At 48.1% G+C, this 11,925-nt stretch carries 12 protein-coding genes; 1 reads left to right on the plus strand and 11 read right to left on the minus strand.

The window, feature by feature from the left end; all coding sequences use genetic code 11:
• The 3 genes from AAIG11_RS17505 to AAIG11_RS17515 form a co-directional block, all read right to left on the minus strand.
• Nucleotides 1–370, minus strand: a 370-nt coding sequence (locus AAIG11_RS17505) for a DUF7010 family protein (RefSeq protein WP_343187505.1), incomplete at its 3' end; no start/stop codon positions are given.
• A 159-nt stretch (nt 371–529) separates the two neighbouring features.
• Nucleotides 530–694, minus strand: a complete 165-nt coding sequence (locus AAIG11_RS17510; protein ID WP_343187506.1) for a hypothetical protein — start codon at nt 692–694, stop codon at nt 530–532.
• Entirely contained in the window at nt 691–1,509 is an 819-nt protein-coding gene (locus AAIG11_RS17515) for a hypothetical protein (protein WP_343187507.1), read from the minus strand. The genes AAIG11_RS17510 and AAIG11_RS17515 overlap by 4 nt, the downstream gene beginning before the upstream one ends.
• A 165-nt stretch (nt 1,510–1,674) precedes the next feature.
• Here AAIG11_RS17515 and AAIG11_RS17520 point away from each other — a divergent pair, with 165 nt between their 5' ends.
• Nucleotides 1,675–2,172, plus strand: a complete 498-nt coding sequence (locus AAIG11_RS17520) for an ATP-binding protein (protein WP_343187508.1) — start codon at nt 1,675–1,677, stop codon at nt 2,170–2,172.
• A 138-nt stretch (nt 2,173–2,310) separates the two neighbouring features.
• On the opposite strand, the gene AAIG11_RS17525 is transcribed toward AAIG11_RS17520, so the two are convergent.
• The 8 genes from AAIG11_RS17525 to AAIG11_RS17555 all read right to left on the minus strand — a co-directional run.
• Nucleotides 2,311–4,710: a FecR domain-containing protein gene (locus tag AAIG11_RS17525; protein WP_343187509.1), complete on the minus strand. Its 2,400-nt coding sequence runs from the start codon at nt 4,708–4,710 to the stop codon at nt 2,311–2,313.
• 20 nt (nt 4,711–4,730) lie between these two features.
• A complete protein-coding gene (locus AAIG11_RS17530) occupies nt 4,731–6,176 on the minus strand; it encodes an NHL domain-containing protein (RefSeq protein WP_343187510.1) in 1,446 nt (481 codons plus the stop codon).
• 505 nt (nt 6,177–6,681) lie between these two features.
• The gene (locus AAIG11_RS17535; RefSeq protein WP_343187511.1) at nt 6,682–6,894 is read right to left on the minus strand and encodes a hypothetical protein; all 213 of its coding nucleotides are present in this window, start codon (nt 6,892–6,894) and stop codon (nt 6,682–6,684) included.
• Between the two features lie 69 nt (nt 6,895–6,963).
• Complete coding sequence (locus tag AAIG11_RS17540; RefSeq protein WP_343187512.1) at nt 6,964–7,344, minus strand: (deoxy)nucleoside triphosphate pyrophosphohydrolase; 381 nt, start codon at nt 7,342–7,344, stop codon at nt 6,964–6,966.
• 101 nt (nt 7,345–7,445) lie between these two features.
• The gene (locus AAIG11_RS17545) at nt 7,446–10,640 is read right to left on the minus strand and encodes a DEAD/DEAH box helicase (protein WP_343187513.1); all 3,195 of its coding nucleotides are present in this window, start codon (nt 10,638–10,640) and stop codon (nt 7,446–7,448) included.
• Nucleotides 10,641–10,881: 241 nt separating this feature from the next.
• On the minus strand, nt 10,882–11,010 hold the full coding sequence (locus AAIG11_RS18205) for a Fic family protein (protein ID WP_425499436.1): 129 nt from the start codon (nt 11,008–11,010) through the stop codon (nt 10,882–10,884).
• 4 nt (nt 11,011–11,014) lie between these two features.
• Nucleotides 11,015–11,620, minus strand: a complete 606-nt coding sequence (locus AAIG11_RS17550; RefSeq protein WP_343187514.1) for a hypothetical protein — start codon at nt 11,618–11,620, stop codon at nt 11,015–11,017.
• Nucleotides 11,621–11,701: 81 nt separating this feature from the next.
• Nucleotides 11,702–11,925: hypothetical protein (locus tag AAIG11_RS17555; protein WP_343187515.1), on the minus strand; the 224-nt coding region annotated here is incomplete at its 5' end.

Here is an 11,925-nt window from a genome sequence, read left to right on the forward strand (position 1 = left end):
TGTAAAGAATCACCGCGCCCACCAACAGAAAATTGATGGGAACTGTAAAAGCCACCTGAGCACCCAGGGCCCATAATCCGTTTCCTGAACCAACCCTGGCAGATCGCCCCATGATCCGCAGGGTCAGTTGGGTCAGCGGAAAAATCCCCATACATCCAAAAAACAAAAACAGCATACCATGCAGCGGACTGCTTAGCACACTGATGGCAGCAGAAATGATCCATAGGAGCCCTGAAACAAGCTGTCCGGGAAAACCTCGGGGCAGTCCCATCACAAAACCTGGCAGTTGCCGACTTTTATGAGTGCCCGGGCCAGAGAATATGAAGATGCCCTGCAATGGTTTTGTGACACTAACCTGATCAGATTTCATACTTTTGTGGTGACCGCGGGACTTCTGGGCAGATTACCCCTCCTTGACCCCTCGGCTTTTCGCGAAGGAAACCGCCTCTTACATGCTCAATATCACTTTGTTTATGGCCGATCAAGCTGACAGGCTCATCGGTATGGTGATTTAGAAAGTACCAGAAAATCATGACACACTGGACTCACGGAGCGACGCAACCTCATTACTACTAAACAGCAAAGCAAGCCAAACATATGCAACAGGTGTGATTGAGCCAAAGCCAATATAGATTACCAGCCACCCATAAAATGCGGCTAATAATATTGACGGGGTGTAATAGGCTATTTTCATGAGAAGCCTCCTATCGACCGGATCATCAGCCATCCCCGGTACAATGCGACGCCCATTATGACTGCAAAGTACAGACTCAAGGTTCCCTGATCCAGGGCCGTACCAGTGATTAAGACAGCAAACATCCCCAGGTAAAACAGGTAACTGATAAACATGTATTTACTTTCAATGATGTTTCCCAGGTCATCCCGGATCCCCTGGTCTTGTTGAAGCATCTTCCCGTAAAAAGTCCCCAATGCGAGGCCGGCTAAAAGTAACACCCATCGGAATGAATCCATCTGCCATGCTTCTCCCGGCACCAGGATGGAATAGCTGTATAATCCCCAGGCACTGAGGACAATACCCACCAGCATAAATACTTTAAAAAGAACATCCTTTGCAGATCGTCTATACCCCATCACCATGGCCGCTGTAAAAATGAGTCCGTACACCCCGTTTCCCTGTCCAAGAATCATATGGATGGTCAATCCCATCAGCCCCAGCAAATCAAGCACCGTGGTTTTTTTACCCGTGATTTTTGTGATCCCCCGAAGCAGCAGCACCGTCCAAAAGACGACGCCCAGGTTCACATCAACAATCCACATGGCCATGGAAAGATACATGAACGCCGCAACAAAAGCGGACTTTTCATGCAAAGGGTCAATTTCCCGGGCAAGGGCCCAGGTCAGAAAAAAACCTGCGGAAAATACCAGAGACCCCCTCCAGTCATTGGCGAGTAATCCCCTTCCAAGTAAAAGGGTTATGGTCATGATCAGGATGATACGATTTGATTGATAGCCTGGATCAACTTTTCTTCCTAATGTAAAAGTTGGCATTGGTAACGTCCCCTCAATATAGATTTCATTATGCAATGTCGGGGCGAGTGGATGGTGGAGGCTTGGCAGATCTGGTCTCCTACTTCTTCAGGGCTTCTATCTCTGCCTTCAGGCTTTCCACTTCCTTTTTCAGTGTGCCTGCCTGGGCCAGTGCAGCCAGCGCAAATGTTTCACAACCTCCGTCCCCGGCATACATTCCACAACCTCCGTCCCCGGCATACATTCGGCATATACCGTTACATTCAGGAAGGACGGCATATCATCTTGGAAGGGGCTTCAGGCAACGGGAAAACGTTCATTGCCTGTGCCCTGGGTGTGGCTGCCTGCCGAAACTTCTTAAAGGTCCGTTATATTCGTCTGCCGGAACTGCTCAATGAACTGGTGGTGGCCAGGGGAGAGGGTACTTTCAAGAAAGTCATCCGGACTTACCAAAAGGTGCAGTTACTGATCATTGATGAATGGCTTCTACGCACCCTGTCAACGGAGCAAGCCATGGACCTGTTCGAAATCATTGAAGCCAGGACAATGGGTGGCTCCACCATCTTTTGTACTCAATTTGATCCCCGGGGATGGTATCAGCGTATTGGCACACCGGATGACAACACAGTGTCCAAAGCCATTCACGAGCGCACACCAAGGGTAGTGACTGCTGAATCTCAGTGACCGAGGAGTATGTTCCATACTTAACGCGGGTTGGCGGTAAAGCAGGCAACGGCGCCAAAAGGCGGGGCCTCGTTGCCAATGGTCATGGGGTAACACCACAAAGTCCAAACCACGTGGTCAATGAACAGTAACGGTTTCTTACGGTACAAGGACCTCAACGGTGCCCATCACAATCAGTTTTCGACCGTCTAAAAATGGCTCAACTCCAGCCGGAAGTGCGTACGTGCCAACCGCTGGGTAAATTCCTGTTACAGTTGGGTCATAACCTGGAATTTCCCAGGATATGTTCACTTCATACGTGTCTTGATTTATCAATGACAGGTGTACCTTATCTGCTAAGTTGCTTATGGCATCCGATTCACTTGTGCCGGAAGGAACAAAGGCTTCCGTTATTCCACCGACTACTGCCGAAATTAAATAAGGGTTTTTAACAGTCACCGCTTTTGTTATATTATAAGGCTCTCCGTCACTTTTCAGTACATCAACAGGTAATGTTACTCTCCCTGTGGCAACTTTTGACCCAGGCAATGTTTCATTATAATCAGCAATTTCCCACATAACTGCACATTCGTGAGTTCCGTTTACACTATCCCTTATGGTGACTGTACTTGGTAAAACAGTGTCTAAAACATCACCTAAGAGAGTGCCATAAGTGATATTCACAGCACCAAAATCGACCCAACCCACCACCGTTGGCTTTGATGTTGTTGCACTTAACGCAGCAGTTTCCACTGATGCTTCATAGTAGCTTGTCTCTTTATATCTGCCATAAATCTGGTATTCTGTGTTTGCCTCCAACCCTGTGAAATCACCTGTAGGCTGCCAATTACGAATCAGGGTGCTGCCCTGCATTAGTTTGTACTCATACTCACTTATTGATGCTAAGTGTATGGATGTTTCCGTAACACTCAAACCAAACTGTGATAATGGCCCCGGGGTTTGAAAGCTTGGTGTTTTGCCTATTGTCACAGGGGGTGTATCTATGTGCCCATAAGACAGTTCACCGCCGCTTGATATTCTTGCGTGTATGCTTTTTCTTACATCATCTGATGTTAAAAGGTAATACGGATGTTGTGCATTTGGTATCAATACACCGTCTCTGTACCAACTGTAGTACAATGCATTTTCATCTACGAACAGCGGCGGTAATGTTATCGTCAAATTAACCGTAAGTGTTTCTTCAATGTAAGGATCACCCGTTAACTTTGCAGTGCCTTGTAGACGTCTTATGTCATTTCTGAAGAGTGCGGTAAAACCTACATGACGCGAAGGCATTGTGATAAATAATGGGTTTTGAGAGAAGTTTCCCATGCTTGAATCCCAACCCTGGAATAATTTACCAGGAACAGCAACTGCGGTCAATGTCACTCTTTCCCCCGCTTCATAACGTCCCGAACCCGTAACCGTACCGTAACTACTGTTTTGCGGGTACACATCCAACACATACGTTCTTGTTCGTTCAGTTGGTGCCGTATAATCCGCATCCCTGTCTCTATCCCTAAAGGTAGGCGATGGTGGCGGCGGTGAAAAAGTAGTATCCGTAGTTGGTCTACTCCCATCTAGCTGTCTGTATACCTCCGCCGGGTTCTCTGCCTGACTAAACTCATCCTGTCCCTGCTGCTCCTGCCCTTCTTCATCTGCAGCCCTCTGCTCTGCCTGTTGTCGAGCCCCCGGGATGGATTGTCGAATGCTCTCCGGGATGAGATCCGGCATTCCCTGGGCAATTTCCCGGACACGATCAATAAACACAATGTCCAGTCCATCCAGGCTTAAGGGGGCTGGCGGCACCAGGAACTCTTCCGGCGGGCTGTTCTCGGTGAACCTGGCCTGTTGCATTCCTTCAATGGTAAAATGAACTGATCTTCCCGGCGGCTCAGGTGCTCCTGGCGGCGGTGGCGGTGGTGCAGGCGGTCTGACAGGTCTCGCAGGTGGTGACGGTGGTGCTTCTGGTGCTGGTGGTGGTGGCGGCGGTGGTGGCTGCGGCGAAGATGGACTGTATAGGCTGGCAGTCACTCCCACTTCCCCGGTAATGACCCGAATATCCGTTTCGCCACCAATAAAACTGGTGAAAAACTCGGTGCCCCGGGCTCTCATCACTGCCCTTGGTGTGCTGATTTCAAAGCGGGCTGTGGGTGCCAGCTCTGTGTCAATGCGGCTGGCAACGCCGCCCGCCTGTAAGCGTAAGACACTTTGCAGGGTGTCACCCCGGCCCCGCAGCTCTGACAAATAAACACGGGTGTTCTGTGTCAGGGTGATCCAGCGGCCATCATCGATTTCAATGCGGGCAGTGGCGCCCTGGCGGGTAATCAGCTGATCGCCTTCCATGAGTCGCATGCCGGCGTAGGCATCGAAAAACCTGGCACCGCCGGCACGAAACATCCTGACATCCCCTTCCACACTGATGAGCCTTGCCTGGTTGTCATGTTCTGCCCAGGTATAAGCAGTCCCTGCGGAAAACAGTAAACTGACACACAGGAGAACCGTTAAGATGCGTTTTACTATTTGCTTGTTACTGCGTTTGCTCTTCTGAATTATCAATTTGGTCACCTCCATGGTTGTCAGTGGATAATGGATTGAATGACAACAGCCCGACGATCTTCCCACCATTCAATGGACAGGCCCAGTTTATCAGCCAGGGTGCGCAGGGTCACCATGGAACGCCCTTCCAAGAGGGAAAGATCCCCCTCTTCTTCAGACAGGGTCACCCTTCGGTCCCCCATCTTCACAGTCACTGTTCGATGATCTCCTTCCCAGGCCACGTCAGCCCCCAGTTCCTCTGCAATAAACCGAAGGGGTACCCTCACCCGGTGATCTTCCGGCATGAAGGGTTTCACATCAGGGAAAATGACCTCTGAGCCATCCACATACACGGGTATTGCTTCTGCTGAAGGGCTGATGCCAACCAGTGGTCTCAGGTATTCACTGAAGGCAGGTATGGCAACAATCCGGTTGTTCCAATAATCTGCTACGAAATAGTAGCCCGAGGCAAAGGTCAGGCCGCTGGGCCCGTCAAAGGCGGTGATAAAGCCTTCATCCCAATCTTTTCCACTTGCACCGGTTCCTGCCAGTGTGTAGACACGGCCTTGGGGAGAAATTCCCCGCACACTGTGGTTCCGGGAGTCGGCCACAAAGAGAAAGCCGCCGGGTCCCAGGGCAATGCCCTGGGGAAAGTTGAACCGGGCGTCTTCAGCCCGTCCATTGGCATAAGCACCCATCCAGTAGCCAGTGTCGGCATCCTTTTGGCCGGGCCGCCCCGCCAGCACGCTGACATTACCCGCTGCATCCACCACCTTGATTTGCTGGCTGCCGCTGTCGGCAACGTAGAGCTGATTCTGCTCATCAATGGCCAAGCCTCTGGGTTCAAAGAGTATCCCCGGGTTCCCTGGCTCTCCGGCATAGGTGGTGACATTCCCTTCCTGGTCAATTTTCCGGATCACATGGTTTAAGGTGTCACTGACAAGGAGGTTTCCCCGGGAGTCGATGACAATGTCCGTTGGCTGGTGGAACGCTGCCTTCATGCCCTCATCGTCTTTGTGGCCGCTTTGTCCGTTGCCCGCCACTGTGTACACCTTGTCTCCGCGGATGAGGCGTATGGCATTATTTCCCGCGTCCGCCACAAATATAACGCCATTGGGAGCAACTGCCATGCCCCGGGGGCGGTTGAACATGGCTTCCTTTGCGTCTCCATCCACATGACCTCCCACAGGAAAATCATACCTGTCCACCTGGCTGGATGTGCCGGCCAAAGTGGTGACTTCAAAGGTTTCCAGGCTCATTTGCCGGATTCTGTGGTTGAGCATGTCTGAAATCAAAAGACTGTTTGTATGGGGATTGTAGGTGATGCCGGAAGGGGAGCGGAAAGCGGCTTCATAATAAAGGCCATCGGAAAAATCGAAACCCTCGTCGCCAATGACAAAAGGTGCAACGGCGTGGGCGGTCCCCTGGACCAGCCCCCCGCACAACAGCAGGGCAACCATCAGTAACGATACTGTTTTTCTGTTCATATTACTCCCCCTCAGTGGTCTGTTGAAAGTTTCTCAACTTTCTGATTCCTTTTCTGATTATATAACAACATCCATTCAGGTCAATGCGCTAATTGCGAATTGCCGAACGGATTTTTCGCTTTATCTTACCCCGTGGTGCGGGCTCACACCATGATTTCTGTGCTGCTTCTCAGGAATATTGAGCATCACGTCAAATTTTTGAATAATAGAACCAGAGAGTGTGAACATTCATGAGCATAAAAGTTACTGTGGTCGTTCAAAAATAAGAAAATTGGTATGTGGCCAAATGCATTGAAAACAGTGTCGCCTCACAGGGAAAAACCATTGAGGAAGCAGATAAAATTGCCGAAGCTGCCTCTACTAACTATGTCGACATCACCATGGAATAAGATGTGTCGCTTTTTTACACCCGCCAATCCTCCCGATGAAACACAACCAGCATTAACCTGCACGGGAACTGCCCACATACACATCTGCACCAGAGGCCACCGGGGTGTCATCCAGGCTATTTGAACAGCCTTTTCAGCACGCTGAACACATCGAAGGTGGTTTTCTTGTAAATTTTGTTCTTAATGGCCCGCTCTGGGTTCTTGGCATACCCCATGCCTTTCATGCCATAAAGTGGGTTTACAGCCCCCTTCACCTGCCGCTTGATCTTCCCCGTGGTACGAGCCTTAACACGTTTCTTTAAACTTGGTGTGCGAAATCCAATTTTCATGGTTGCCTCCTTTCGATGGTTTGCAAGTTGATTGTGCGGCATAAATGCAGCTTCCCTTTTTAGAAATACTCAGCGATTTATTTTAGCAACCAAAGGCACATCTGCCGGTGCCAGCCGATAGCTTCCCATCTCCTCCACCGTCACCCATTGCACCCGGTCATGGTCTGTTAACCGCATGTCACCTTCAATAATCTTCGTCTCATATGCCATGAGCGTAATGGAAAAACCCTCATAGTGATGCACATTTTCACCCACAAAACCCTTCACTTTCACCACCAAGTTCATTTCCTCTTTCAACTCCCTGGCCAAACTTTCCTCCGGGGTTTCGCCCTTCTCAATCTTTCCACCAGGAAACTCCCAGAAGCCAGCCAGAGATTTCCCCGGGCGTCTTCGAGCAATCAGAAATCGGTTATTTTCATCTTTTATAATGGCTGCAGTGACGTTGATCATATGTTTTCACCTACACTCATTTTGGGTTCAATTCAATGTTCATTGTTTTAGTGATCCAGCTTTGCCGCCAGAAATTTTCAACTTCACCAAACAGCCAAACATTACAACACATTTTTGTTCGCTTTCGGTAGGAAATATGATGGCATTTCTTCTTTCAGTCTCCACACAAAGCTCATGGGAGCATCACCTTCATGCTTCACATATTCGGCTGTGCCCAAAAATACAAAGGGCGAGGCATACCCGTTTTCCTTTTTCCTATCCCGCACAAACAAGGCAATTTGATGATCCTGCTGGCGATGGTGAACATATCTCTTTGCAGTGGCACTGCTTGACCTGGTTCTGCTCTGGGTTTGCCAATGAAACAATTGTTCACTGATGGCATAGTCTTCATATAAGGTGGACGGCGAAAAATCCTTTTCAGACTTGTTCAAGGTAACAAAGAACACATCGGTCTGCTTCTCTTCAAAATACTTGACGCCTTCTCGAAAAGCCGGTCGCTTCTCTTCATTGTAATACCCAAAGGCCGCCATAATCTGATTCATGGAATACCTGGCATGTACCTTTAATGGGCACTGATAACTCAAGTCATGGTCAATTTCCATCACAGAAACCTCATGATAGAGATGGTCAACCACCTCAGTCAACTCAGCCTTTGTCCATGGGTCATCCAGTAGATCAGCGATCCCCTGCCACATACTTGAAAAACCTTCTTTGTGGGGAGGTTCCAAATAGAAGGTGTAATAAAGCATGGCAATTAGCAGCTGATCCTCTTCCATTTGAATCATCTCCCCCTGCAAAACATTTCGAATGAACCGCAGGAAGCTGACAGAATCCACGTGGAATAAACCACTGATCCGCTTGGCCAGCACGTCTCTCTTGTACCACTTAATAGGTTCTGAAGCGTTGGCTGCCACTTTCATGGAATGAAACAATCTTTTACCCGTCCGGTCTGTGCCATAATAATCGTACACCCTCAATTGATAGTGTTCCAGAAAGTGTTTCAGCGTCAACTCTTTCCCCGTATCTGCTTCAAAGTATTGCATTTTAGCCATAATGTTTGCCCGATTGATAATGTGGTTTTTGATATTCTGCAGTACATACTCCTTGGCCTGCTTTTCCATCTGAATGTAACATCCTCTGGGTAGTTTGGAAAACCCCTTCTCCACATAGTGCTTCACCGAATGATTTGTTTTCCCCAGCAACGCTCTGAATTTTTCTTCATAATTGTATTTCTTATGGGCTTGTCCAACAAAGTCCAATACCGTCAAGCACTCTTTGTCCTCAGCAATTCTAAGACCCCTGCCTAACTGTTGCAGAAAAACGGTTAAACTTTCCGTTGGCCTTAAAAAGAGAATCGTATTTAGCTCTGGAATATCGACACCCTCGTTGTACAAATCTACCGTAAATATAAAAGTCAGTTTGCCACTGGTAAGTCTCCTTTGTGCCTGCTTTCGTTCCTCGTTTTTCACCTCCGAGTGGAGGGCCATGGAAGGAATGCCTGCTTCATTAAAGCGCATGGCCATGTATTCCGCATGCTCAATGCTCACGCAAAATCCCAGACCAATCACCTGATTCATGTCCGTTACATAGCGATGCAAACTGCTAAGAATCTGCTTCACCCGAAAATCATCTTGGGTCAGTACGTTGGATAACTCTTTTTGTTCATACCCCCCTCGCTTCCACGACAACTGGGAATAATCCACCGTATCCGACACAGCAAAATACTGAAACGGAGAAAGAAGTTTTCGATCAACAGCCTCTGGCAATCTCATTTCACTGGCAATGCGGTGGTCAAAATAATCCAATACATTTTTCCCGTCCATCCGCTCAGGCGTGGCCGTTAATCCAAGTAAAATGGACGGTTGATAATAGCCGAGCAGCGCCTGGTAAGAATCCGCCTTGGCATGATGAAACTCATCCACAATGATGAAATCATAAAAATCGGCACTGGTATGCTGGGTAAAGTCTTTGCTGTTAAAGCTCTGAATACTGATAAAAAGATGATCAACCTGAGTTGGCATATGCCCGCCCACCAGTAAATCTCCAAAGTTGGGATCACGGAGCACATATCTGAAGGTCTGCAGGCTCTGTCGCAGAATTTCCTCTCGATGAGCCACAAACAATAACCGACTTCTTCCCGGCTGCTTTTTTGCCTGACGTTTGTAGTCAAAGGCAGCAATCACCGTTTTGCCCACACCCGTGGCTGCCACCAATAGGTTTCGGTGATAGCCATGCACCTCCCTCTCCACCTGAAGCTTTTCAAGGATCTCCTTTTGATAGGGGTAAGGATCAATGTTCATAAAGGCAAAGGCATCGTTGTTGTCAGAAGTGCTTGGTCGGAGTGCCCCTTGTAATTGCTCGCGATCTGCTTCAATTTCGCCATTGAAAGCCACAAACTCCTTGTCATTCCAATAACTCTCAAAAGTGGCTTCACATTTCTTAATGATATCGAAGGAATCCCGCTCCGTCACTTTTATGTTCCACTCCAAGCCAGAGGTGAGGGCAGGGTTGGATACATTGGAAGAACCAATGTACACCGTTGAAAACCCAGTCTCTCGTTTAAAGTGGTATGACTTGGCGTGTAGGCGAGTACGCTTAGTGTCATAAGACACCTTCACCTGGGTATTGGGGAGCTTACTCAGTTCCTCCACCGCCTTATAATCCGTTGCCCCCATGTAAGAAGTGGTGATCACCCGTAGCTGACCACCTCCATGAGTAAAAGTTTTCAGCTCTTCCATCATACACCGAAGGCCACTCCATTTAATGAAAGAAACCAGCCAATCGATTTGATCGCAGGAAACAATTTCCCGCTTAATTTCTTCGATCATGCTGGGTTCATAATGAGACCCTGTGAAAAGAGAACTTTCCGACAAGGGGGTTACCGGTCGAATAACATCATGCGCCATCACGCTTCGGCTACTATTGATTTTTTCAACAACCGCTGTCAACACTTCCCCTTCTTCTCCAATTGCCAAGGCGTCAAATTCCTCTGCCGGCAGAGTCTCCGCCAACTGCTGGATCAACTGGTTGCACAACCTGATCTGACTCAACAAAGCTTCCCCCTCATCCCGGTTCTGCTCCCGGACCATTTGCAGGGCTTTTCGAGTCACATGGCCGATATACGCCGCCAGGTGTTTGCGCGCCTCTTCCAAGTCCAATGGTTCTTTGGATACTTCAAAAGGAGCTGGGAGATCAGCGGCTGCGGCTAAGTCTTCCATGCCCTTGATGGTTTCGCGGAGTTTTTTGTTGATGATTTGCTCGTACAGGCCGGGTTTGAGGGTAGTTGGTATTGTCATGTGAGCACCTCGGGTTTTTGATATGTTTTACTTGTCAAATAAACTGCTTCTTAATCTGCACGTTTTCATGATGCGTCTTCCTTTGAAGCAATACGTTTTACGTGAGCCTCTTTCACCAGATTACTTGCATTTATTCGGTGTATGCGCAACAAAATGCTTCCTATACAATGTTCAGCTTAGGTGATAGCTTAGGTGAAGCTTAGGTGATAGGTAAGCCAACCAAAATTTGATAAGCTATACGTTATCTTTCAGAATAGTATTTTTGGTTTGGGCTAGTCGGTTTATTTGGAAGAGTTCTTTTTAACAACCCACCTTTAATAAGTGGATCGAGGAATCTTTTTGTAAAATCACTTGAATCTTTAACTCCCATAAAATTAAGAAGTGGTGATCACCCGTAGCTGACCACCCCCATGAGTAAAAGTTTTCAGCTCTTCCATCATACACCGAAGGCCACTCCATTTAATGAAAGAAACCAGCCAATCGATTTGATCGCAGGAAACAATTTCCCGCTTAATTTCTTCGATCATGCTGGGTTCATAATGAGACCCTGTGAAAAGAGAACTTTCCGACAAGGGGGTTACCGGTCGAATAACATCATGCGCCATCACGCTTCGGCTACTATTGATTTTTTCAACAACCGCTGTCAACACTTCCCCTTCTTCTCCAATTGCCAAGGCGTCAAATTCCTCTGCCGGCAGAGTCTCCGCCAACTGCTGGATCAACTGGTTGCACAACCTGATCTGACTCAACAAAGCTTCCCCCTCATCCCGGTTCTGCTCCCGGACCATTTGCAGGGCTTTTCGAGTCACATGGCCGATATACGCCGCCAGGTGTTTGCGCGCCTCTTCCAAGTCCAATGGTTCTTTGGATACTTCAAAAGGAGCTGGGAGATCAGCGGCTGCGGCTAAGTCTTCCATGCCCTCGATGGTTTCGTAGAGTTTTTTGTTGATGATTTGTTCGTACAAGCCGGGTTTGAGCATATGACACCTCAAATTGTGAAATAGCATGCATTACTCACACATCTTTTTTTATAGCATTTTTACCGAAAACCAGACTTCCTCTTATAGAGTCAGTGATATTAAACGGTGTTCCTTCGCATGCAACTCATCAATGCTGACGACTTCTTTGCGAGGATCAGGCATTTCGCACTCCAGTATATTACTCAACTTTCCCACCCAAGGGAAAGCAAAAAAACCTTGAAAATCGCTAATAAACATTCGTGAAAAACATATAGAGAACCCCCTGTAAGTGGTATAATAGAAGTATCCAAGTCCCACTAATACCA

Source organism: Anoxynatronum sibiricum, from assembly GCF_039414295.1.
GTDB lineage: Bacteria > Bacillota > Clostridia > Peptostreptococcales > Tindalliaceae > Anoxynatronum > Anoxynatronum sibiricum.

Bases quoted from the DNA above. Each gene is read 5' to 3' on its own strand.
- AAIG11_RS17510 (WP_343187506.1), bottom strand. From the start codon at position 694: ATGAAAATAGCCTATTACACCCCGTCAATATTATTAGCCGCATTTTAT.
- AAIG11_RS17515 (WP_343187507.1), bottom strand. From the start codon at position 1,509: ATGCCAACTTTTACATTAGGAAGAAAAGTTGATCCAGGCTATCAATCA.
- AAIG11_RS17520 (WP_343187508.1), top strand. From the start codon at position 1,675: ATGTTTCACAACCTCCGTCCCCGGCATACATTCCACAACCTCCGTCCC.
- AAIG11_RS17530 (WP_343187510.1), bottom strand. From the start codon at position 6,176: ATGAACAGAAAAACAGTATCGTTACTGATGGTTGCCCTGCTGTTGTGC.
- AAIG11_RS17535 (WP_343187511.1), bottom strand. From the start codon at position 6,894: ATGAAAATTGGATTTCGCACACCAAGTTTAAAGAAACGTGTTAAGGCT.
- AAIG11_RS17540 (WP_343187512.1), bottom strand. From the start codon at position 7,344: ATGATCAACGTCACTGCAGCCATTATAAAAGATGAAAATAACCGATTT.
- AAIG11_RS17545 (WP_343187513.1), bottom strand. From the start codon at position 10,640: ATGACAATACCAACTACCCTCAAACCCGGCCTGTACGAGCAAATCATC.
- AAIG11_RS18205 (WP_425499436.1), bottom strand. From the start codon at position 11,010: ATGGGAGTTAAAGATTCAAGTGATTTTACAAAAAGATTCCTCGATCCA.
- AAIG11_RS17550 (WP_343187514.1), bottom strand. From the start codon at position 11,620: ATGCTCAAACCCGGCTTGTACGAACAAATCATCAACAAAAAACTCTAC.